The following is a 23,097-nucleotide window of genomic DNA, read 5'->3' on the forward strand; positions in this document are numbered from 1 at the left end:
TCAATAGGAGAGACGATGTTGCAACTGGCCCCGAACCCACCGACATTCGGCATGAACATGACATACAGGCAGCACCCACCTGCGGGCAGGGCGCGCGATAGGATGACAGACGTGACCGACAGGACAGCGCAACTGCGCGATGCTCTCAGACAATGCGCGGCCAAAAATGATGCGGGCCTTGCACAGATCCTGAATATAGAGGGGCCGCAACTGCTGGGTGTCGCCACCCGCATTCTGGGCCGCCGCGATCTGGCAGAGGATGCGCTACAGGATGCGATGGTGCAGATCTGGCGCAAGGCGCACCAGTTTTCCGACACCAGTGGTTCGGCGCGCGGCTGGATCTACGCGATCGTCCGCAACAGGTGTCTGAACATCCTACGCGACGGCAAACGGCTGAGCCTGATGACACCAGAGGACCTTGCGACCATGCAAGAGGCCCGGCAAGGCATCGACCCCACGCAGGATTGGGAAATCCTTGCCAGCGGGTCAAAGTTGCAGAACTGTTTGCGGGGACTCGAGGACAAGAACAGAGAGGCCATTCTGCTGGCCTACGTCGGCGGTTACAGCCACGGCGAAATCGCAGCAAAACAGGATGTCCCGCTAGGCACGACGAAATCGTGGATCCGCCGTGGTCTGACATCCCTCAAGGAGTGCCTTGCATGACCACTTTGTCCGATGACCTGACCCTTTTGGCTGATGATTATGTTCTGGGCCTGCTCAGCGAAACCGAGGCAACGCTGATCGAGGAAATCATCCAGCGCGATCCGGAACTGGCCGCCCGCGTAGGACGGCTGCGTGACCAATTGCTGCCACTGGACTTGTCCGCCGTGCCGCAACCGGTCTCGCCGGACCTTATGGACGCAGTGCGCGCACAGCTGGCGGCGGCCACCCCTGCCCCCGCCCCCCTGTCGTCGCCGCAGCCCGCCAACGATCCGCATCCGCCCCGCAGGTTCTGGCCTGCCGTTGCGGCGGCCAGCTTCGTGGGGCTGGGCCTGGGGTTCGGCGCAGGCTGGCAGACACCGGGACCGGACCCGGTGGTGGTTGCCGTGTTGCTGGACGATGCAGGCAATCCGCAAGCGGTGATCGAGGATTACGGCAACGACACGGCTCAGGTCCGCTTTGTGGCCGATATCACCGTGCCCGATGGTCAAAGCCTTCAGGCCTGGACGCTGCCTTCACCGGAAATCGGCGCGACATCACTGGGCGTTCTGGACGGCGCGCGCCCGGCGTTTCTGGATTTCGACGATCTGCCCAACCCCAATGGTCAGCAATTGTACGAAGTCACGCTGGAACCGCTGGGCGGATCACCGACCGGTCGCCCCACCGGGCCGATCATCGGCAAGGGCTTTGCCGCACTGCAAGGCTGACATCAGGCCAGACGAAAAAAGGGGGCGCATCCCAACCGGATGCGCCACCCTTTTTTGTCGTGGCACAGCAGCGCTTACATGCGGTCGGCGATCACCTTGATCAGCTTTTGATGGTCCGCGTCGAAATTGCGGATACCTTCTGCCAGTTTTTCGGTGGCCATCGCGTCAGCGTTCATCTGCCAGCGGAACGTCGCCTCGTCCATCGCGACGGGGGCCACACCGCTGGCGTTCTCGGGCGACAGTACGCGCGGCAGATCGGCAGGGTCATTGGCCATCTCGTCCAGCAGGGCGGGCGCGATCGTCAGGTTGTCACAACCGGCCAGTGCCTTGATCTGGTCGGTGTTGCGGAATGATGCGCCCATCACCACCGTGTCGATGCCGTTGGATTTGTAATAGTCATAGATGCCGCGCACGGATTTCACGCCCGGATCTTCGTCCGGGGCATAGCTGTCGCGGCCTTCGGCCTTTTTGTACCAATCGGTGATGCGCCCCACGAAGGGCGAAATCAAAAAGGCCTTGGCATCCGCACAGGCCACGGCCTGCGCCATGGAAAACAGCAGCGTCAGGTTGCAGTCGATTCCTTCGGCTTGCAGGATCTCGGCGGCCCGGATGCCTTCCCAGGTCGAGGCCAGCTTGATCAGCACCTTGTCCTTTGACACACCGCGGCGGTCGTATTCTGCGATGATATCGCGCGCACGAGCGACGGATTTATCCGTGTCGAACGACAGGCAGGCGTCCACTTCGGTCGATACGCGGCCCGGAACCAATGCGGACAGTTCCGCACCCATCGCCACGGTCAGCACCTCGACCGCCTGTTCGGCTGTCAGCCCTGCCTTGCGGGCCGCGTCAAGTTCACGCGAAACCAGATCCTCTGATGCAGGATCGGTCAGCGCCTTGAGCACCAATGACGGGTTGGTCGTGCAGTCGACGGGTTCGTATTTCTTGACCGCCGCGACCTCGCCGGTATCGGCAACGACGGTCGTCATCTCGCGGAGCTGGTCCAACACGTTCGTCATGATTTGCATCCTTTATCCAATGGATCTTTGTTGTGCGCAGTATTCCCCGAACCGCAGCGGCATGCCACCCGATAGTCGGGCGGGTGAACCGTCAGCCCTGAATATTGTGCACCATCGGTGGTGTGTCGCAGACCGCCCGCGCGATGTCGACCACATGCGCATGATGCGTCAGATAGATCGCCTGCCCCGACCGGCCAATCTGTTCCATCATCCGGCAGGCGGCGCTGGTGCGCGTTTCGTCGAATGTTTCAAAGATATCGTCGCAAAAGAACGGCAACCGTGTGCCCTGCGCGACCATCTGCGCATGCGCCGCCGCCCGCAGCGCAAGATAGAGCTGGAACCGTGTGCCCTTGGACATGTCGGCTACACCCTTGGCCACACCGCCGGAATCGACCGCCATCAGGGTTTCCGCAGAACCGTCCGATTGCGTGACAAGACCGCTGTAGGCCCCGCCGGTCAGCGTGGCAAAACAGTGTTCCGTCGCCGTCATCATCGCGCCGCGGTGGCTGTCGCGATAGCGACGGATCGCCTGATCGGCTAGCCTGTGTCCCAGCGTCAGTTCCAGATGGTCGATGATCGCGGATTCCAGTTCCAGTTCAAGCGTAGCGCGTTGTTCCGACAGTTGCGCGATATCGGCATCCCCCGTCACCTGTGCCAGGGCCGCTGCCGCAGCGACACGCGCCTCGACCGCGGCGGTCAGTGCGCGTTCGGCCTCCGCGAGGGCCGATTGCGCCCGGTCTGTGCGGGTGTCCAGCCCGGCGAGAGTCACGTCCGCCAGAACGGCGCGGGCCTGTTCAAGGTTGCGCACGCCCAGTTCGCCCAGCAGCGCGGTCTGACTCTTGGCCAGTTGCGCACGGTCGTCGATGACGCGGACTGCATCACGGGTCGCCTGCCGCAGGCCGTCCAGCGTGGTCACGGCCAGCCTGTCGGGGAAAATGGCCGCCATCGCCAGCAGTCGCGCCGCAAGCTCTGCCTGCGCCTCTTGCTGCCGGGCCAGTTGCGTGCGGGCCTGCGCCTCCTGCGTCGTCAAGGACGCCCGTCGTTCAGCCACCCTGCGCTGTGCTTGCGAGGCCTCGCGCAGGCGCGCGCAGGTCTCTGCTGCGGTCGCACCCTCGGGCACATCATGGTCCCGTGCCAGTGCGGACACGGCCTGCGCGAATTGCGCCTGATCGGCCAGCATCGTCGCAACCCTGCTTTCTGCGGTACGGCGGCGGTCGTCCTCGTGGCGCAGGGTGCGCAATGGCGCGAGCGATGGTTCCAGCCGGTCGGGATCAACCCTGTCGCCCAGCAGGTCCGCCACACGGGCGCGCCACGCGCGCTGCGCTGCATCCCGGTGCGCAACGGCTGCATCGGCCTGTTGCCGCCGTTGATCCAGATCGGTTTGTAACGAATCCAGCCGGGCCTGGGCCAACTCCGCAGCACTGCGCGTTGCCTGTTCGGCCTTGATCAATGGTTGGGCTGCCTCCAGCGCAGCCGCCAGATCCATCACACTGCGATCCAGAACGGGCCGCAGTGCATCCAAGAGCGCATCCGCCCGGTCCAAGGTCCCTTGATGCTGCTGTGCCGTGCGACGCGCGGCCTCCCGTGCCGCGACAGCTTCACCGTGGCGTGTCACCCAGTCACGCCAATCCACAGGCGCCAGCCCCGCTGGCAGCCCGACCGATTGCGCCGCGGCGTCAATCTGATCCTGAACGCCCGCGATCTGGTCAGACAGCCGCTTTGCCTCGGCCTTTGCGGCCTGCGCACGGGCGCGATCCTCTGCCGCTGATTGCTGGATTTGCCGCAACTGCCCCAGTTCGACGGCACGCGCTGCCCGCGCGCCCAGTGCCGTGTCCACCTGTATCATGGCCGCGGCAAAGGCATCCGCCGTTGCATCGTCGAACGCGGCCCGGTGCGCCGCCCAGCGCTGATCACGCGTGGCGATCAGATCCCGAAGTGCCACGTCACTGACCAATGTGGCATCAACCAGCAGGACAGCCGCCCGTGCGTCACCGGCGGCTGCATCTGCCTGATGTTGTGCGGCCAACCGTTCTGCCTGCGTCAGTTCCTGCGTCAATCCTGCGGCCCGGTCCACCAGATCCTGCGCATGTCCTGCCGTCGTCGGACAGGCGGGCAGATCATCCATCTGCACGCCCAGCGCATCGCAGGCAATCTGCGCCGTTTCTTGCGCGCGGGACGCGGCGGCGATCGCGGTGGCATGCGCCGGGGCCAGTCGGACAGCGTCGTGCCGGTCAAGGATCGCCGCAATGCCGGTGCCGCCAGGGGATGTGCCACGGATCGCGTCACAGGCCGCCTGCGCATCGTCCCGCGCCTGCGTCAGCGCACCCAGTTCGCGCAACTGATCCTCGGCCACACGCATCGCCTCGCGCTGGGTCAGCCGCAGGGCATCCAGCGCATCAATCGCATCTGGGTCCAGCACCAGCGCAATCGGATCAAGACCATCACCCAGCGGCGCAATGGCTATCGCCATCGCCCGCGCCGCCTCATCAGCCGTGGCCCGCCTGCGGTCCACATCCATGCGTGCTGTCGCGTCCCGTGCCTGCAGATCGGCAAGCGCGTCCAGCGCATCCGGCAGGCTGACGTCTGCGAGGTCATCCGGCAAGGCATCGCGCTGTGCGGCAAGGTCTGACAGCACATCGGTCAGGCGCTGCATATCCGCGCCGATCCGCTGATCCTGGGCCACCATATCGACGATGCTGTCCGGGTCGTAGTCCAGCGCGACCGGGTAATCCGCGAAATCCGCCACCGCCGCTGTCAGGGCCTCCACCTGCGCCAGCAGCGGCAAGGCCCGCCGCCAGGTTGCCAGCAGGGCGAGTTCGTCGTGATGCGCATCGCGGGTCTCGCGCATCGCAGCCTCGAATGCCTGCGCATCCGACAGCGCCTTTTTCAGACCGCGCCAGGCCGTGGCGCTGGTGTCGCGGTCGCGAATGGCGCGGTCGATGTCAGTCAGCGCCCGTTTGAGGTCGCCGACACGCGTCTTGCGTCTGGTCTTGTGATAGAGGTCGTCCGCACTGGCCTGAACCCGGTCCAGCACGGTGGTCAGGTCGGCCACGCCGGCCGCAGCAGAAAACAGCAGCCGCCCGATATCGCCCTTGGCCTGCGCAATTTCCTCGCCGCCCTTTTCGATGGTCTCGTCGTCCAGACACAGCAGGCTGCGGTAATCCGCCAGCGACAACCCGGCCAGATGCTGCGCCATGGCGCTTTCCGGCAGAGGCTGGCCTGCGGCATCCAGCAGGTTGGCGGTCTTGGTCGGCAACCGGGTCAGCCGGGTCAGCTGACCGTCCACATCGAGCAGCGCACCGACGCGCAGATTCTTGCGCTGATGCTTGAACCCATACCCATCGCGCGGCGGAAAACCGTAGAACAGGCGCAGCACCGCTTCCATTGTGGTGGTCTTGCCGGCCTCGTTGGGGCCATAGATGATGTGGAAATCCGGACGACCCGCTGACTCTCCGAAATCATAGGTCTGGTCGGTGAAATGCCCGAACCGTTCCAGTGTCAGACTGCGCAGGCGCATCAGTCGACCGCCCCTTTCATCATGGCCGTGACGCGGCGTGCGCCACGCGCGGACAATCGGGTCGTCAAGTCGGGGACCGCCGCCGCATCGGGCATCAGGCGCGCGCGCAGCGACGCAGGCAGATCCCCCAGCGTATCAGCGACCAAGGCCTGTGCAGCAGCGGCAAAAGCCGGGTCAGCCGTCAGATCGGCCATGGCCTGCGCGAGCTCTGCTGTTGCGCCAGTCTGATCCGCCTCGGACGACGGTGCGCGCACATCCAGCACCAGCCGATCCAGCCAAAGCACGCCGGTATCACGCAGCATCTGGGACAACTGTTCCGTCCAGAAATCCGCATCCCGCAGGATCTGCCAGTAACGGGCCGGCATGCCGGTCAGTGTCAGGCGCATGACACCCGTGTCACTTCGCAACCCCCGCGCAATATCCTGGACATGGTGCCGGAGCATCCTGCGCAGACCGTCATCATCGCCTGCGTCGGTGGTGTCGACCGTGCTACGGATAAATTCCACCACCGAGGTGGCGACCGTCTCGACCGTGATACGCCCTTGATCAATGGTCAGCAGGCTGGCGGTCTTGGGCCCTGCCTCGCCGATGTCGCGACCCTGTGGCATGCCGGGCATGACGACCCAGGGCTCAGTGGCATGCACCTGCCGTCCGTGCACATGGCCCAAGGCCCAGTAATCGAACCCTGCCCCGGTCAGGTCCGACAGCGCGCAAGGGGCATAAGGATCATGCCCCGCGGCCCCTGCCAGCGACGTGTGCAGCATCGCGATGTTCACGCCCCCCCCGACAGGTGCGGAAAAGCGCGGCAGCAGGCTTTCGGGTGCCGTGCGCCCGGCAAAGCTGACGCCGTGGATCCACAGATCGTCAGCCAGTGCGACCTTGCCGCCACGGGCATCGAACACATGGACGTTGCCGGGCAGGTCGATTTGACCCGTGACCGGATTGTCCGCGTCGTGGTTGCCCTTGATATAGAAAACACGGATGCCTGAATCTGCCAGACGATCCAGCTGGCCGATCAGAAACGCCCCGGTGCGTGCGCTGCGTGCCTGTCCGTCGAACAGGTCGCCCGCGATCAAGACGGCGCTGACTCGCTGGTCCAGCGCCACGTCCACGATCCGGGCAAAGGCCGCCCGCGTCGCCGCAATCACGCGGTCGCGCAGGTCCGCATCGCGCAGCGCCAATGATTTCAACGGGCTGTCGAGATGGACATCGGCGGTATGCAGGATCTTGATCAAGGGTGACCTCCGGGCCGCAGCATGTCAGGCGGTCTGGTGGAACTCAAGATTCAGCGCGCGCGGCACGCACCCAGGACACAAGGGCGCGGCGGGCCTCGGGGTCCATCTGGATGGCATTGGGCGGCGGCATCGCATGGCTGATCCCGGCTTGCAGGTAAATCTGGCCTGCGTGACGGGCCACGTCTGCGGGGGTTTCCAGATAGACGCCCTTGGGTGCCCATTGCATGTTGCCCCAGACCGGTTCGCGGGCATGGCACATCGAACAATTCCCGATCACCGCGTTATAGGCCGCATCGAACCCGGCGGCCGCGGCATATTGCTGTTCATGCGCGGTCAGGGGCCGGGCCGCCGCGTCCTCATAGGTGTCGGTGGGTCGGACCGACGACAGCCATGCGATCACCAGCATCAGCACAACCGTGACGCCCCACGTCCAGTGCGGGCCACTGCCCGTTGCATGCATGGTGTTGAAATAATGCCGGATGGTCACGCCGGTCAGGAAAATCAGGCTGGCGATGATCCAGGCATAGGGCGTGGCAAAGGCCAGCGGATAGTGGTTTGACAGCATCAGGAACACGACCGGCAGCGTCAGATAATTGTTGTGAGTCGACCGCAGCTTGGCGATCTTGCCGTATTTGGCGTCGGGCGTGCGCCCGGCCTTGAGGTCCGCCACGACGATCCGCTGGTTCGGCATGATCTGGAAAAACACGTTGGCCGTCATGATCGTGGCGGTGAACGCGCCCAGATGCAGCAGCGCCGCGCGGCCCGTGAATATCTGGTTGTAACCCCAGGACATCACCACGAGGATCACGAACAACAGCAACATCAGCAGCGTGGGCCGCTCACCCAGGCTGGATTTGCACATCGCGTCATAGGCCAGCCAGCCAATGGTCAAGGACCCGCCCGAAATGATGATCCCCTGCCACAGCGTCAGCTCTGCCTTGGTCGGGTCCAGCAGATACAGTTCGCCGCCGACCCAGTAGACGATCATCAGCAATGCCGCCCCGGACACCCAGGTGATGTAGCTTTGCCATTTGTGCCAGATCAGATGCGCCGGCATGTTGTCGGGAGCGACAAGATATTTCTGGATATGATAGAACCCGCCGCCGTGAACCTGCCATTCCTCGCCGTGGACGCCGTGCGGCATGTCGGGCGCCTTTTTCAGCCCCAGATCCAGCGCGATGAAAAAGAATGACGCCCCGATCCACGCCATGGCCGTGATGACATGCAGCCAGCGGACCGAAAAGGCGATCCAGTCCCAGAGAACGGCAAAGTCATACATGGCGGGCTCCTCTCATGATCACCGGATCACACTAGGGATTGCCGGGCCGTTGCGCCATGAGGAACAGATCGGACGAATGCACGAAAAATAATCACCATCACAGACGAATCACGACCCGCGATAGGTGGAATACCCGAACGGCGACAGCAGCAGCGGCACGTGGTAATGGGTCTGCTCGGCCATGCCAAAGCGGATCGGGATTTCGTCCAGAAAACGCGGGGTGCCCGATGGGACACCCAGCGCGTCCAGATAGGCACCGGCGTGGAACACCAGTTCGTAATTGCCGCAGGCGAAATCAGCCGCAGGCAGGATCTGGCTGTCGGTGCGCCCGTCGGCATTGGTGGTCAGTGTCGTGATATGCTGCCGCCCTTCGCCCGTCAGACGATAGAGGTCGATGCGCAGCCCTGCTGCTGGCTGTCCGCGGGCTGTATCCAGCACATGCGTCGTCAAAAATCCGGTCATCGCGTCCTCGCTTTTTGGTTAGGGTTCATTCTGTGGGACGTGGCGCACCCTCAATTGCGGGCCTGCATCAGCCGTGCCACGTCGATCATCCGCGCAGAAAATCCCCATTCGTTGTCATACCAGCCAAACAGGCGCAGCTGCGCGGGTGCCACCGCGGTCGTCTGCGGCAGCGCCAGTATCAGCGATTCCGGCCGCGCGCGCATGTCGGTCGAGACGCAAGGATCATCGGTCAGCCCGATGACCGGATCATCCGCGAACAGCTCGTGCAGCGCCGACAGTGCATCGTCGGGCATGTTGCGCAGCTGAAAAACGGCGTCGATGGCTGACACCGAATGCACCGGAACGCGCACGGCAGATACACTCAGACGATCGGCAAAGTCCGGCAGGACCTCTGTCACCTGATGGGCCGCACTCGTGGTGGTCGGCACCATGGACACGGCCGCCGCACGGCTGCGTTCCGGGCTGGGGCCCGGCAGATCGATCGTGGGTTGGCTGCCCGTATAGCAATGGATCGTCGTCACATGCGCGGCAGCGATGCCAAAGGCAGCATCCATGGCCCGCAGCAATGGTGCGATCGCATTGGTCGTGCAGGAGGCGTTGGATACGATCCGCGCGCGACCCAGAGTCCGGGCATTGGCACCCAGCACGACGGTCTGATCCGCCACGGGGGACGGGCCTGATATCAGCACCGCGCGCGCCCCGGCGTGCAACCCGGCCTCGGCCACGGGGCGGGTGGTGGCGCGGCCCGTGCATTCCAGCACGACATCCACGCCCGTCAGGTCGACCTGCGCCAGATCGCTGTGCCGGGTCAGCGCAAATGCCCGGTCACCCACATGCAACATGCCCGTGTCGGCGCGCACGCGCTTGGGAAACGGGCCAAAGGCGCTGTCGTATTGAAACAAATAAGCGCAGCTGTCGGCAGGTGCGATGTCGTTGATCCCGACCACCACGATATCCGCGTGGGCGGGATCGGTCAGCAGCTGGCGCAGCACCGTCCGCCCGATCCGGCCAAAGCCGTTGATAAAGACCTGCATGGGCCGGGTCATGGTCTTGCCCTTTGTTCGGGTGGTTGCGTCAGGCGGCAGGCTGGACCAGCCCGCCGCCGGTCGCAAGATGCCTTAGCGTATGGCAGTCAGGGGACGCAGGGGCATGTGCCGGTTCACGTCCTTGTACAAAAGGTAACGGAACGGCCCCGGACCACCCGCATAGCAGGCCTGCGGGCAAAAGGCGCGCAGCCACATGTAATCGCCCGCTTCGACCTCGACCCAGTCGGTGTTCAGACGATAGGCCGCCTTGCCCTGCAGGACATAGAGCCCGTGTTCCATCACATGCGTTTCCAGAAACGGGATCACGCCACCGGGCTGGAACGTCACGATGGTGACATGCATGTCATGGCGCAGGTCGGACGGATCGACAAACCGGGTGGTCGCCCACCTGCCGTCCGTATCCGGCATGACGGTGGGGGCCACATCGTCGTCATGACTGATGATCACATCGGGCGCATCCAGCCCCGGCACGGCGTCATAGGCCTTGCGAATCCAGTGAAACCGCACGGCCGCGTCGCCTGCGTTGCGCAGCGCCCAATCGCTGCCGGGCGGCAGATAGGCATAGCCGCCGGGGGTCAGGACATGCGTGGCACCACCCACCGTCAGCGTCGCATGGCCATCCACCACGAACAAGACGCCTTGGGCCTGCGGGTCCAGTTCGGGGCGGTCAGAGCCGCCACCGGGGCCGACCTCCATGATGTAATGCGAAAAGGTTTCGGCAAAACCGGTCATGGGCCGCGCAATCACCCAAAGCCGCGTCGCGTCCCAGAATGGCAGATAGCTGGTCGTGATGTCGCGCATCGTGCCGCGCGGAATGACGGCATAGGCGTCGGTGAACACGGCACGGTCCGTCAGCAATTGATCCTGCCCCGGATGCCCGCCGGTGGGCGCGTAATAACTGGCTGGCATAGGGTCCCCTCGCGTTGATGTTTGCCGCAGTATCGGATGCGTCGTGTCCCGTTACCATGGGAAAACGGACGATATCACCTCGCCGGAATATCCAAAGCCTGCCGCCCGACACCGCAGGTGTTGCCACGCAGGTGCTTTGGACACAGCAGCATCGGCAACGGGCCTCGATCGTTTCTTGCCGAACGACAGGTTTGAGCCCAAAGTGACACTTGCTGCGCTGTGCACGAATGTCCATTTGATGTTCCTAGAAACGTAGCAGTCAGGTCCGCTTCCGAACCTCGAGGTCAGTGACACCACTTCAAACGGAATATCGAATTGCTTCGAGCAATTTTCTGGCCACTAGGTGGGTTGAGGCACTGCAGATCACGATCTCGTCGGCCTGTTCCAAATCGGTTAAAGTTGCAGAAATCCTCTCCAGCAAAGCCGCTTGGTCCAACTTGAACTTCGGATAGAGTTCCCCTTCCGACACATTGCAATAGCTGTCAAAGAATTTCACAAGATCAGAATTGAGAACTGGACCCGCATCTGGATAACGGCTTGGGAACTGGTCGATTTTTCCAGATAAGGTGAGATGAACCCAAAAGAAACGCCGGAAATCATCGTCTACGCCAACCAATACATCATCATTCGCTGCGCATTTGGCGATTACGATGAGTTTCTCGTGCCATTCGAAGAGGAAGTGAGCCGGGCCGACCTCTTTCTTTAGCTCAGATGTAAAGTGCTTCGATTGTTCTTCATCGAGGTAAAACCAAGGCGTTCCTTCTGGTATTGGTACAAGACCAACAAACATAGCAGTTGTCTCCAAACTGAAATTTGGGAGCCCTATTGCACGACGGCCTGTAGTTGCCAAGCGCACGCAAGCAGACATGCTCGGAGCTACAATCAACGGCAGCATTGTCCCGCATACCGGACGTCCCCGGCCTCACCGCGCATGCATTCTGACTGACCAGTCTTTGGCCGCTGGCCCGGCGTGCCGGCCAAGGCTGGCCACCCTCGTTGCATAAGGGCGGCCCGATGGCCGCCCCTTTGAAACTTTACTGCGCCTTGTATGCCAGACGGCGGGCATGCAGCACGGGTTCGGTGTAGCCCGATGGCTGCGTGCGACCCTCGAACACCAAGTCACACGCGGCCTGAAACGCGATGCCGTCGAATGACGGAGCCATCGGCGTATACAGCGGATCGCCCGCGTTCTGGCCGTCCACGACCTGCGCCATGCGTTTCATCGTCTCCATCACCTGATCGCGGCTGACCACATCATGGCGCAGCCAGTTGGCGATATGCTGGGCAGAGATGCGGCAGGTGGCGCGGTCCTCCATCAGGGCGACGTCGTTGATGTCGGGCACCTTGGAACAACCGATGCCCTGATCGATCCAGCGCACCACGTAACCCAGGATACCCTGCGCGTTGTTTTCAACCTCGCGCTGGATCTGGTCGTCGGTCCAGCGACGATAGCTGGCGGTGGGAATGTCCAGCAGCGCCTCGACATAGGCGCGTCTGCCGCCCTTGCGCAGGCGGTCCTGCACGGCGGCCACGTTCACCTTGTGGTAATGCAGCGCGTGCAGCGTCGCGGCCGTCGGGCTGGGCACCCAAGCGCAATTCGCACCGGCCAGCGGGTGTTCGACCTTGGCATCCAGCATCGCGGCCATGTTGTCGGGCGCGGCCCACATGCCCTTGCCGATCTGTGCCTTGCCGGACAGGCCGCATTCCAGACCGATATCGACGTTCTGGTTTTCGTAGGCGGTAATCCAGCCCTTGCGCTTGATGAAATCCTTGCGGCTGAACGGTCCCGCCTCCATCGAGGTGTGAATCTCGTCGCCGGTCCGGTCGAGGAACCCGGTGTTGATGAAACAGACCCGGTGCCGGGCGGCGCGGATACATTCCTTGAGGTTCACAGAGGTGCGGCGTTCCTCGTCCATGATCCCCAGCTTGACCGTGTGTTCCGGCAGGCCCAGCACCCGTTCGACATGGGCAAAGATATCGTTGGTGAATGCGACCTCTGCGGGGCCGTGCATTTTCGGTTTCACGACATAGACCGACCCGGTGGTCGAATTGCGGATGCCTGCGTCCTTTTTCAGGTCATGCATCGCGATCAGGGTGGTGATCATCGCGTCCATCAGCCCCTCGAACACCTCTGCGCCTTGGGCGTCCAGGATCGCGGGGTTGGTCATCAGATGGCCCACGTTGCGCACCAACAGCAACGCGCGCCCCTTGAGCATCAGGTCGCCGCCGTCTGCTGCGGTGAACACCTGATCGGCGTGCAAGGCGCGGGTGATCGTCCGCCCGCCCTTGTCGAATGTTTCGGACAGATCGCCCTGCATCAGGCCCAGCCAGTTGCCATAGGCCAGCACCTTGTCCTCGGCATCCACACAGGCAACCGAATCCTCGCAATCGACAATCGCGGACAGGGCCGATTCCAGCGCAACGTCAGCCAGCCCAGAGGCCGCTGACTTGCCGATGGGATGGCTGCGGTCGAAAACCAGTTTCACGTGCAGGCCGTTGTTGCGCAAAATGATCGCATTGGGGCTGTCGGGGTCGCCCTGATAGCCTGCGAATTTCTCGGGCTGCATCAGCGGCGTCCCGTCGACCAGCAATGCGCCATCCGCGATCCGGTAGCTGGCGGCCCCCGCGTGGCTGCCACCCTCGACCGGGAATACATCATCGAGGAACACGGCGGAACGCGACACCACCCGCGCACCACGGCCTGCGTTGTAGCCGCCGCCGACAGGGGCCGCGCCCATCGCATCGGTGCCGTAGAACGCATCATAGAGGCTGCCCCAGCGCGCGTTCGCCGCGTTCAGCACGAAACGCGCATTAGTGACGGGCACCACCAGCTGCGGTCCCGCCACGGTCGCGATTTCGGGGTCGGTATTGGTCGTCTCGATTTCGAAATCGTCCCCTTCGGGCACGAGATAGCCAATCTCTTGTAAAAACGCCTTGTAGGCAACGGGGTCGTGCGGCTGACCTGCACGGGCGTGATGCCAATCGTCAATCTGGGTTTGCAGCGCGTCCCGCGTGGCAAGCAGTTCGCGGTTGCGCGGACCGAAATCATTGATCAGGGCCGCAAAACCGTCCCAGAACGCGGATGAATCGACGCCTGTGCCCGGCAGGGCGCGGTCTTCGACAAAGGCGGCAAAGACCTCTGATACCTGTAGGCCCGCGCGTTCCACCCGGCCTTCTGAACGATCTGTCATCTGCTGTCCCCCCGTTGATATGCATGGCGCAGCTACGCGCGCGTCTGGCGCAACTTAGGCCAAACCGCGCGGGGGCAAACCCCAAAACGACAGTGCCCTGTGCTACTCGGCGGGCAGACCTTGCGGCACGCGCCGCTGGGCGCGGCGTTCGCCCAGCATCAGCATCGCGGGCGTCACGACCAGCGTCAGGACGGTCGCGACCACGAGACCGCCCACGATGGCCGACGACAATTCGGTCCACCACTGTGTCGACGGCGCGCCCAGCACGATTTCGCGGGTGAAAAAGTTGATGTTCATGCCGATCACCATGGGCATCAGGCCCAGTGCGGTGGTGATCGAGGTCAGGAACACCGGCCGTAGACGCTGTGCGCCAGTGCGCAATGCGGCCTCCAGCGGGGACTGGCCTGCCTTTTTCAGGTCATTGTAGGTATCGATCAGAACAATGTTGTTGTTCACCACGATCCCCGCCAGCGCGATGACACCGATACCGCCCATCACGATCCCGAAGGGCCGCCCGGTGATCAGCAATCCCAGCAACACACCTGCGATGGAAAAGATGATGGCGCTCATCACCACAAAGGCCTGATAGAAGTTGTTGAACTGGATGAGCAGGATCACGAACATCAGCAAAATGGCCGTGGCGAATGCGCTCATCAGAAAGATCATGCTCTCGGCCTGATCCTCGGCCTCGCCGCCGAAACTGAATTCGACACCTTCGGGCAGATCGGCGCTGTTCAGGCGGGCGGTCAACGCGGTGACCTGATCGTTGACCAGCACGCCGGGGGCCACGTTGGCCTCGATGGTCATCACACGTTTTTCGTCGATCCGGCGGATGACCCCGGTGCGGTCCGTGGGGGCAAAGGTCACAAAGTTCGAAATCGGCACAAGACCGGATGTGGTCGGCACACGCAGGCCTGCCAGTTCCGCAAGTGACCGTTCCTCGCGCGGGAAACGCACGCGGATGTCCAGCGACCCGTCCACGTCGTCGGGGCGGTAATCCGCAACGGTGATACCTTGGGTCAACAGTTGCACCGCCTGCCCCAGCAGGCTGACATCGGCCCCGAAACGTGCGGCCTCGGCCCGGTCCACGAGGATCGAAACCTCGACCCCCGGCACGGCGCGCGTGTCGGTGACATCGGTGAAACCGCCCATTTCGTCCATGATGTCGCGGATCTGCTGAACGGCTGCCGGTTGCAGGTCGGGGTTGCGCGACGTGATCTCGATATTCACGGGCTTGCCTGCGGCGGGGCCTTCGCTCTGGGTCTGGACCTGCACGTCGATGCCCGCGATATCGGCCACGCTGTCGCGGATATCCTCGCCGATCTGGGCCGCGGGACGGCGGGTGTCCCAAGGGGTCAGATCCAGCTGGATGACACCAATCGTTTCTTCGTCACCCTGCCCCGCGCTCATCATCGAACGGGCGTAGATGCTGGCAATTTCGTCGTAGTCCACCAGACGGTCCTCGACCGCGCGCACCAGGGCGTCGCGTTCAAAGATCGAGAAATTGTCGCGCGCACGGATCTGGACCTGCATGAAATCAGGTTCCACCGACGGAAAGAACGTCACCCCGCGCCCGAACTGACCGTACAGCCCGAAACCGCCCAGCAGCAGGGCCACCGCCAGCAACAGCGTCGCACCGGGCCGCAGGATCGCCCATTCCAGCACGCGCACATACAGACCCGTCAGACCGCCGATATCGCGCGGATCACCCAGTTCGGCTGCGTGCAATGCCGCCTTGGCCTTGGCGGTCTGCGGCTGGCGTTTGCCGATCAGGCCGCCCACCACGGGAATGAATACCAGCGCCATGAACAAGGACGCCGAGAGTGTCAGGATCACGGTGATCGGCATGAATTTCATGAATTCGCCGACCATCCCCGACCAGAACAGCAAGGGAAAGAAAACGCAGAGCGTCGTCGCCGTGGACGCAAGGATCGGCCAGGCCATCCGTTTCGCGGCAAAGGCGTAGGCCTCCTTGGCGGCGGCACCCTCTTGCAGTTTGCGGTCGGCCAGTTCGGTCGTGACGATCGCACCGTCCACCAGCATGCCCACCACCAGGATCAGCGAGAACAGCACCACGATGTTCATGGTGAACCCGAACACCCACAGCGCGATCACACCCACCAGAAATGCGCCGGGGATCGACAGACCAACCAGCACCGATGACCGGAACCCCAGCGCCAGCACGATGACGATCATCACCAGGATCACGGCCGCGATGACGTTTGCTTCGAGGTCGCTGAGCAGATCCTTGACCTGTTTGGACTGATCCTGAAGGTAGGTGACATTGACGCTGTCAGGCCAGTCGACGCGCATCTCCTCGACCGTGGCTTTCACCTGATCGACGGTCTCGATGATGTTGGCCCCCGAACGCTTGGTGATTTCCAGCGCCAGCGCGGGCTGCCCGTTGATGCGGGCGAATGAATCGGGGTCCTCGAACGTGCGGCGGATGGTGGCCACGTCGCCAAAGGTCACGACCGCATCGCCGCGCACCTTGACCGGCATCGCCATCACATCCTCGAGGTCCTCGATCAGGCCCGGCACCTTGAGGACGATACGCCCCGACCCGGTTTCGATCGCGCCTGCCGCGACCAGCCGGTTGTTGCGCTGGATCTGCCCGATCAGTTCATCAAAGGACAGATTGTAGGTTTGGAACACCGTGGGGTCGATCAGAACCTCCAGGAATTCGAAACGCTGGCCACCGATCTCGGCCTCCAGCACGCCGGACAGACCTTCCAATTCTGTTTGCAGGTCTTCTGCGATGCTGTTCAGCGTGCGTTCCGGCACCGGACCTGACAGCACGGCCGTGATGATCGGGAACAGGGCCGTGTTGATTTCGGTGATGATGATGTCGTTTGCGTCCTCGGGCAATTCGCCCTGCGCGCGGTCGGCGGCCTCTCGGACCTTGTCCAGCGCCTCCTGGTTGTCGCCACCGGCGATGAATTCCAGCTGGATGCTGGCAAAGCCTTCGGTCGCGTCCGATTTCATGCTGTCGAGTCCGGTGATCGAGGCGAATTCCGTTTCCATCGGTTCCAGCAGCAGGCGTTCGGCGTCACCCGGACTGATGCCGTCCAGCCCCGTGGACACGTAGAACAGCGGCAGCGGAATTTCCGGGTTGGCCTCCTTTGGGATCGCCGTATAGGCGAAGGCCCCGATCCCCATGATCATCAACAGCGCCAGAACGATCACCCGTGACCGCGAAAATGCTGCGTCAATGATGGCGTTCATTGTGTGATGTCCTGTTCACTGGGGATCACTGTTTCACCTGCGTTGACGAAGCCCTGACCGACCGTGATGACGGCGGCATCATCCGGCAGACCGGTGACCCAGATGCCGTCGATCTGCGCACTGACCACCTCGATGGGATAGAATGCGACCGTATCATCATCGGCCACGGTTTTCACCCCCAAGGTGCCGTCGGTATCCAGCGACACGACCGAGGCCGACAGGAAATGCGCCGTGACCTCGCCCGTTGGAATGCTGACTTCGGCGGAAATACCCGCGGGAATGGCCCCGTCGTCATTCGCGATTTCGATTTCGGCCAGAAAGGTGCGGGTTTCAGCCGCCGCCGAGGTTCCGACAAAGCTCAATGTGCCTTCGCGGTCTTCACCGGTGATGAAACGCACGGTGGCAGGCTGTCCGACGGTCAGGCGCGTCAGGGATTGTTGCGGCACCTGAATGGCGACGGTTAGCGGCGTGATGTCGACCAGACGGCCAACGGCTGTTCCGGCCGTGACGAATTCTCCGGCATCCAGATCCAGCGTTTCGATCCGCCCGGCAAAGGGGGCGGTGATCGCCAGCGCATTCGCGGTCTGTTCGGCGGCGGTCACCTGCGCCTGTGCGGCTGCAAGTGCGGCACGCGCATCCGTGACCCGGTCGGTCGTCGCCACGCCGCGATCCAGCAACTGCTGTGCGTTGTCGAATTCGCGCTGCGCAGAGGCCAGCTGTTCGGCGGCGCGCCTGGTATCGGCATCACTGTTGGACGGGTCGAAACGGGCGATCACGTCACCGGCGGCGACATCCTGCCCCTTGCGGACCAGCACCTCGGCGATGTCACCAGAGGTTTCGGCCACCAGCATCGTGTCACGGTCGGGCAATGCCTGACCTTCGGCCTGAAAGAACTGGGTCACCGTTTCCGCCACCGATGGCGTGACGGCAACAGCCACGGGTTCAGGGGCCGTGCGCCTGACCACCGGATCTGCATCCTCGGACGGGACCACGAACCCGCTGCCCATCCAGCCCACGATCAGCACGACGAACAGTCCCGCGATCCACGTGGATTTCGAAGCCCCTTTATCGTCGGAAAAACGCAGACTGCGGCGGGTCTGTGCCGTGCTGTCTGTCTGTGGTGCTGCGGATTGGGCCTGTGGCTTGGTCATCAAATGGTCTCCGCTGCGCCAAACGCGCAGATTTGGGCCTATTTGGGGTGCAAGGCGGGGGTGAAGCAAGCCCAGAGCCCCAAATTACCCTGCTACGCAGCGCACATAGCGATCTCAGTCGCGCACAGATCAGGATTTGCGCAACTTTGCGGCCAATTGAATTGCCCCGCGGCCACGCCTAGGGTGCTCGGGCGCATCGCAGGGGGGAATACGATGAAACGGTCCAGAATCAACGACATCATGGCCGCAGCGGATGACATGATCCGGCACTATGGTTTTGTTCTGCCCCCCTTTGCCTATTGGACGCCGGACACATTCAAGGCGCGGACGCAGGACGCCGCGCATGTGATCAACGCGCGTTGCGGCTGGGACATCACCGACTACGGGCGTGGCCGGTTTGACGACATGGGGCTGTTCCTGTTCACCCTGCGCAACGGTCTTCTGTCCGACCTGCAAGGCGGCGGCGGCATGTGCTACGCTGAAAAACTGCTGATTTCCCGACAGGATCAGCTGTCACCGATGCACACCCACATCATCAAGGCAGAGGACATCATCAACCGTGGCGGGGCCACGCTGGTGGTGAAACTCTACGGGTCCGACGATCAGGGCGGCTTTGCCGAGGATCGCGGCGGTGTTGTCATGTGCGACGGGATCGCGCGGCCCTATGCGCCCGGTGAAAAACTGCGTCTTGCGCCGGGCGAAAGCGTGACATTGCGCCCCGGCGACTGGCACGCGTTCTGGGGCGAAGGCGGCGACGTCCTGATCGGCGAGGTCAGCACCGTCAACGACGATGAAACCGACAACGTGTTTCAGGCACCGCTGGGCCGGTTCGCCCAGATCGAAGAAGACACCGACCCCACGCATCTGCTGGTCAGCGACTACCCGGCCTGGCTGTCCTGACCCAGGCACCGCGCGCATGGCCGGACCCTCAGTGCGACATCGCCCGCGACGACAGACCAAGCCCCCGACCGCGTTAGACCGATTCACGAAGTTGACGTGAATTTCGCCACGGCACGCGGATCACATCGGCGTTATGCTTCGGGAACTGCGTGAAAATGCGGCATGCGACGGCCGCCTTGCGCGGAAAACAGGCACCCCCGACCACCTGACCATCAAGCCGTGAAAAAATCTGGCGCAGATGCTGCAGCTGCGAACAGGTTACACAGTGCCATCTCGGCACCATCGCCGCGCGGCGGGCTAACCCTGGCAGATCAAGCCCCACCACGCGACGACCACAACATCACTGCTGCGCGTCCTGCATAATCGGCACCGCGTTTTCACGAAAGCATTTTTCGTCCGGGACAAGCAGCGGAACATGGGGACTGAACATGAAAAAAACACTTAGAACAACTGCAGTATCCGTTGCTGCCCTGCTGTCGACCGCATCGGTTGCATGGGCACAGGATTGCGCTGATCCGATCAAGGTCGGCGTGCTGCATTCGCTGTCGGGTTCGATGGCGATTTCGGAAACGACACTCAAGGACGTGATGCTGATGCTGGTCGAAGGCCAGAACGCCAAGGGCGGTCTGCTGGGCTGCGAACTGGAGGCCGTCGTGGTCGATCCGGCATCCGACTGGCCGCTGTTCGCCGAGAAGGCCCGCGAACTGCTGACCGTGAACGAGGTCGACGTGATCTTTGGCAACTGGACGTCGGTGTCGCGCAAATCCGTGCTGCCGGTCATCGAAGAGTTGAACGGCCTGCTGTTCTACCCTGTCCAGTACGAGGGCGAGGAATCGTCGAAAAACGTCTTTTACACCGGCGCCGCGCCAAACCAGCAGGCGATCCCTGCCGTGGATTATTTCCTCGAAGAGTTGGGCGTGGAAAAGTTCGCGCTGCTGGGCACGGACTATGTCTATCCGCGCACGACCAACAACATCCTTCAGGCCTATCTGATGGACAAGGGGATCGCCGAAGAGGACATCTTTGTGAACTACACCCCCTTTGGCCAGTCCGACTGGGCGACCATCGTGGGTGACGTTGTGGCCCTGGGCGAGGACGGCAAACAGGTCGGCGTGATTTCCACGATCAACGGTGACGCCAACATCGGTTTCTACAAGGAACTGGCCGCCGCCGATGTCAGCGCCGATGACATCCCCGTCGTCGCCTTTTCCGTGGGCGAAGAAGAACTGTCCGGCCTCGACACCTCGAACCTTGTCGGTCACCTGGCGGCCTGGAACTACTTCATGTCCGCCGAAACCCCGGAAAACGCCGAATTCATCGCCGCCTGGCATGACTTTATCGGCGACGAAGCCCGCGTGACCAACGACCCGATGGAGGCGCATTACATCGGGTTCAACATGTGGGTGCAGGCTGTCGAACAGGCCGGCACCACAGATGTCGATGCCGTGTCAGAGGCGATGATCGGCCAGACCTTTCCCAACCTGACCGGCACGATGGCCGAAATGCTGCCGAACCACCACCTGACGAAACCCGTGCTGATCGGCGAAATCCGTGCAGACGGCCAGTTCGACATCATCAGCCAGACCGAACCGGTTCCCGGTGACGCCTGGACCGATTTCCTGCCCGAAAGCGCAGTTCTGATCTCTGATTGGAAAGAATTGGGGTGCGGCATGTACAACACGGAAACCGAAACCTGCGTTCAGTTGACCTCGAACTACTGAAGCCTCTGCCGGGGCGCGCATCGACCTGCGCCCCGGCACCACCCCCTTCATGCCCCAGGAAAAACCAGCCATGCTTCGCACATTGGCGTGCCTCTTGATCATCTGTGCCTTTCCAATGGGTGCCGTCGGCCAGTCGCTGCAACCCATCCTGCAGACCCATGCCGCAGAGGTCGCCGACCCATCTCGCGGCAGTGTCTCGGTTGTGCTGGATGATCTTGTGGCCTCCGGTCTGCCGCAGGTGCCGACCTTTCTGGAACGCTGGTCGGACAAGGGCGTCTGGCAGAACACGGCCGACGGGCAGTTCTACTACGGCCGCACCGACGGCGATGACCTGGCCCTGACGGATATCGACACAGGCACACAGACCACGGTGGACCGCGCCGGATACACCGAATTGCGGCCCAACGGCGGAGTGCGCCGCGTCATCGGCACGGCCCTGGTGCAGTTTCAGCTCAGTGATCCCGACCTTGGCCGCCGGCAAAGCGCCATCGATTCCATCGCCCGTCGCCCCGACGCCGACCAACTTGCCCCGCTGCTGGCCTCGATCGACGGCGAACCCGACACGGCGCTCCGCGCGCGCAAGATCCAGCTTGCCAACTTTCTCTCGGCCAGTTTTGCAATCGACCCCGCCGACCGCATTGCCGCGATCGACAGCCTGTCGCGGGACACCTCGATCGAGGCACGCGCCGTGCTGAACCAGATCCTGACCACCCGCGACGTGGTGGGCACCGATACGCCGGATGGCAATATCGCCCGGATCCTGACGGTCGGCACCGACATCACGGCGGACCAGGCCTACGACCGGCTGGTCGCCGCAGACCTGGCCCCCGCGGCGATCCCCTCTGCCGCCGTGCGCGATGCGCTGGCCGCCAATATCACGGATGGCCGCGTGGGCGGCATCCCCACCGCACAACTGAACACCGAGGCCACCCGCGCGCAGGCCTATGCGGCGCTGGCCGACCGCGGCCTCGTCCCACCCCGCCTGACCGAAGAGGGGCGCGCCGCCGCCATCGCGGCCCATGTCTTTGCCGAGGTCCATACCGAGAATGACCCCGCCATCACCGATGCGGCGCGCGCCGCGCTTTCCTCGGTGGAAACCCGCGTGGCCGCCGCCGGTTTCGCGGATCTGACGCTGGACGCCATGTCGCTGGCGTCGATCTACTTTCTCGCCGCCATCGGCTTGGCCATCACCTTCGGTGTCATGGGCGTCATCAACATGGCCCACGGCGAGTTCATCATGATGGGGGCCTACACCGGCTACGTCGTGCAGCAATTCGTGCCCGACTATACCGTCTCGCTCATCCTGGCCCTGCCACTGGCATTCGCCGTGACCTTTGCCGCAGGGGTCGCGATGGAACGGCTTGTCATCCGGCACCTGTATCACCGCCCGCTGGAAACACTGCTCGCGACATTCGGCATCTCCATCGCATTGCAACAGCTGGCCAAGAACATCTTTGGCACCCAGGCGCGTCCGCTGACCTCTCCGGGCTGGCTGGACGGTGCCTGGGTGATGTCCGACGTGATCCAGATCAGCTATATCCGTATCGCGATCTTCGTGCTGGCACTGCTGTTTCTGGCCCTCATCGTGTTCATCCTCAAACGCACCCGCCTCGGCCTCGAGGTCCGCGCCGTCACCCAGAACCCCGGCATGGCGGCTTCCATGGGGATCGACCCCGACCGCATCAACATGCTGACCTTCGGCCTTGGCTCCGGCATTGCAGGTATCGCGGGGGTGGCCATCGGCCTTTATGCGCAGGTCACATCCGAAATGGGCGCAAACTACATCGTGCAATCCTTCATGACCGTGGTCGTGGGCGGCGTAGGCAATGTCTGGGGCACGCTGGCAGGCGCTTCACTGATCGGCAGCCTGCAAAAGGGGATCGAGTTCCTGAACCCCTCGAACACGCTGGCAGCACAAACCTACATGGTCCTGTTCATCATCCTGTTCATCCAGTTCAGACCCAAGGGTATCGTCGCCCAAAAGGGTCGGGCGGCGGCAGACTGATGCGCGCGCGTCCCCCGACCACCACCCCCCTTCTTCTGGTTGAAAATATCCCGGGGGGTGCGGGGGGCTGGCC

General features: G+C 63.1%; 16 protein-coding genes. 5 read left to right on the forward strand and 11 right to left on the reverse strand.

Features of this window, described 5'->3' with window-relative positions; genetic code table 11:
* The first annotated feature begins 111 nt into the window (after positions 1 to 111).
* Together AN189_RS11135 and AN189_RS11140 are read left to right on the forward strand one after the other, a co-directional pair.
* Positions 112 to 663 (forward strand): sigma-70 family RNA polymerase sigma factor, encoded by a 552-nt coding sequence (locus tag AN189_RS11135; protein WP_253279602.1) that lies wholly within the window; start codon positions 112 to 114, stop codon positions 661 to 663.
* Positions 660 to 1,367 carry an anti-sigma factor gene (locus AN189_RS11140; protein ID WP_056035569.1) on the forward strand — a complete coding sequence of 236 codons (708 nt, stop codon included), beginning with the start codon at positions 660 to 662 and terminating at the stop codon, positions 1,365 to 1,367. Before AN189_RS11135 ends, AN189_RS11140 begins: the two co-directional genes overlap by 4 nt.
* 74 nt (positions 1,368 to 1,441) lie before the next feature.
* Here AN189_RS11140 and tal read toward each other — a convergent pair whose 3' ends face one another.
* The 11 genes from tal to AN189_RS11195 all read right to left on the reverse strand — a co-directional run bounded on the left by tal (position 1,442) and on the right by AN189_RS11195 (position 18,398).
* Positions 1,442 to 2,383: a transaldolase gene (gene tal, locus AN189_RS11145; RefSeq protein ID WP_056035786.1), complete on the reverse strand. Its 942-nt coding sequence runs from the start codon at positions 2,381 to 2,383 to the stop codon at positions 1,442 to 1,444.
* Between the two features lie 91 nt (positions 2,384 to 2,474).
* Positions 2,475 to 5,900, reverse strand: coding sequence for a YhaN family protein (locus tag AN189_RS11150; RefSeq protein ID WP_056035571.1), 3,426 nt, complete (start codon positions 5,898 to 5,900; stop codon positions 2,475 to 2,477).
* Positions 5,900 to 7,135 carry a DNA repair exonuclease gene (locus tag AN189_RS11155; protein ID WP_083484362.1) on the reverse strand — a complete coding sequence of 412 codons (1,236 nt, stop codon included), beginning with the start codon at positions 7,133 to 7,135 and terminating at the stop codon, positions 5,900 to 5,902. Before AN189_RS11155 ends, AN189_RS11150 begins: the two co-directional genes overlap by 1 nt.
* A 43-nt stretch (positions 7,136 to 7,178) precedes the next feature.
* On the reverse strand, positions 7,179 to 8,414 hold the full coding sequence (locus AN189_RS11160) for a urate hydroxylase PuuD (RefSeq protein ID WP_056035574.1): 1,236 nt from the start codon (positions 8,412 to 8,414) through the stop codon (positions 7,179 to 7,181).
* A 108-nt stretch (positions 8,415 to 8,522) separates the two neighbouring features.
* A complete protein-coding gene (gene uraH, locus AN189_RS11165; protein WP_056035577.1) occupies positions 8,523 to 8,876 on the reverse strand; it encodes a hydroxyisourate hydrolase in 354 nt (117 codons plus the stop codon).
* A gap of 50 nt (positions 8,877 to 8,926) precedes the next feature.
* A complete protein-coding gene (locus AN189_RS11170) occupies positions 8,927 to 9,922 on the reverse strand; it encodes a type I glyceraldehyde-3-phosphate dehydrogenase (protein ID WP_253279603.1) in 996 nt (331 codons plus the stop codon).
* Positions 9,923 to 9,994: 72 nt separating this feature from the next.
* Positions 9,995 to 10,831: a bifunctional allantoicase/(S)-ureidoglycine aminohydrolase gene (locus AN189_RS11175; RefSeq protein ID WP_056035580.1), complete on the reverse strand. Its 837-nt coding sequence runs from the start codon at positions 10,829 to 10,831 to the stop codon at positions 9,995 to 9,997.
* 298 nt (positions 10,832 to 11,129) lie between these two features.
* Entirely contained in the window at positions 11,130 to 11,726 is a 597-nt protein-coding gene (locus tag AN189_RS19155; RefSeq protein ID WP_157057461.1) for a hypothetical protein, read from the reverse strand.
* 139 nt (positions 11,727 to 11,865) lie between these two features.
* The gene (locus AN189_RS11185; RefSeq protein ID WP_056035585.1) at positions 11,866 to 14,022 is read right to left on the reverse strand and encodes a malate synthase G; all 2,157 of its coding nucleotides are present in this window, start codon (positions 14,020 to 14,022) and stop codon (positions 11,866 to 11,868) included.
* A 102-nt stretch (positions 14,023 to 14,124) separates the two neighbouring features.
* Positions 14,125 to 17,247, reverse strand: coding sequence for an efflux RND transporter permease subunit (locus AN189_RS11190; protein WP_056035587.1), 3,123 nt, complete (start codon positions 17,245 to 17,247; stop codon positions 14,125 to 14,127).
* Positions 17,244 to 18,398, reverse strand: a complete 1,155-nt coding sequence (locus AN189_RS11195; RefSeq protein WP_083484363.1) for an efflux RND transporter periplasmic adaptor subunit — start codon at positions 18,396 to 18,398, stop codon at positions 17,244 to 17,246. The genes AN189_RS11190 and AN189_RS11195 overlap by 4 nt, the downstream gene beginning before the upstream one ends.
* Before the next feature lie 213 nt (positions 18,399 to 18,611).
* Here AN189_RS11195 and AN189_RS11200 point away from each other — a divergent pair, with 213 nt between their 5' ends.
* From AN189_RS11200 to urtB, 3 genes are all read left to right on the forward strand, one after another.
* Complete coding sequence (locus AN189_RS11200) at positions 18,612 to 19,298, forward strand: D-lyxose/D-mannose family sugar isomerase (protein ID WP_056035589.1); 687 nt, start codon at positions 18,612 to 18,614, stop codon at positions 19,296 to 19,298.
* A 428-nt stretch (positions 19,299 to 19,726) separates the two neighbouring features.
* Positions 19,727 to 21,019, forward strand: a complete 1,293-nt coding sequence (gene urtA / locus AN189_RS11205; protein WP_056035592.1) for an urea ABC transporter substrate-binding protein — start codon at positions 19,727 to 19,729, stop codon at positions 21,017 to 21,019.
* Between the two features lie 70 nt (positions 21,020 to 21,089).
* Positions 21,090 to 23,024: an urea ABC transporter permease subunit UrtB gene (urtB, locus tag AN189_RS11210; protein WP_056035797.1), complete on the forward strand. Its 1,935-nt coding sequence runs from the start codon at positions 21,090 to 21,092 to the stop codon at positions 23,022 to 23,024.
* The last annotated feature ends 73 nt before the right edge of the window (positions 23,025 to 23,097 follow it).

Origin of the sequence: Loktanella sp. 3ANDIMAR09, assembly GCF_001420005.1 — a bacterium.
Lineage (GTDB): Bacteria > Pseudomonadota > Alphaproteobacteria > Rhodobacterales > Rhodobacteraceae > Loktanella.

Coding starts and splice junctions, on each gene's coding strand:
- AN189_RS11200 (WP_056035589.1), top strand. CDS start 18,612: ATGAAACGGTCCAGAATCAACGACATCATGGCCGCAGCGGATGACATG.
- AN189_RS11185 (WP_056035585.1), bottom strand. CDS start 14,022: ATGACAGATCGTTCAGAAGGCCGGGTGGAACGCGCGGGCCTACAGGTA.
- AN189_RS19155 (WP_157057461.1), bottom strand. CDS start 11,726: ATGCTGCCGTTGATTGTAGCTCCGAGCATGTCTGCTTGCGTGCGCTTG.
- AN189_RS11150 (WP_056035571.1), bottom strand. CDS start 5,900: ATGCGCCTGCGCAGTCTGACACTGGAACGGTTCGGGCATTTCACCGAC.
- AN189_RS11195 (WP_083484363.1), bottom strand. CDS start 18,398: ATGACCAAGCCACAGGCCCAATCCGCAGCACCACAGACAGACAGCACG.
- AN189_RS11140 (WP_056035569.1), top strand. CDS start 660: ATGACCACTTTGTCCGATGACCTGACCCTTTTGGCTGATGATTATGTT.
- AN189_RS11170 (WP_253279603.1), bottom strand. CDS start 9,922: ATGACCCGGCCCATGCAGGTCTTTATCAACGGCTTTGGCCGGATCGGG.
- uraH (WP_056035577.1), bottom strand. CDS start 8,876: ATGACCGGATTTTTGACGACGCATGTGCTGGATACAGCCCGCGGACAG.
- AN189_RS11190 (WP_056035587.1), bottom strand. CDS start 17,247: ATGAACGCCATCATTGACGCAGCATTTTCGCGGTCACGGGTGATCGTT.
- urtA (WP_056035592.1), top strand. CDS start 19,727: ATGAAAAAAACACTTAGAACAACTGCAGTATCCGTTGCTGCCCTGCTG.
- AN189_RS11175 (WP_056035580.1), bottom strand. CDS start 10,831: ATGCCAGCCAGTTATTACGCGCCCACCGGCGGGCATCCGGGGCAGGAT.
- AN189_RS11160 (WP_056035574.1), bottom strand. CDS start 8,414: ATGTATGACTTTGCCGTTCTCTGGGACTGGATCGCCTTTTCGGTCCGC.
- urtB (WP_056035797.1), top strand. CDS start 21,090: ATGCTTCGCACATTGGCGTGCCTCTTGATCATCTGTGCCTTTCCAATG.
- tal (WP_056035786.1), bottom strand. CDS start 2,383: ATGACGAACGTGTTGGACCAGCTCCGCGAGATGACGACCGTCGTTGCC.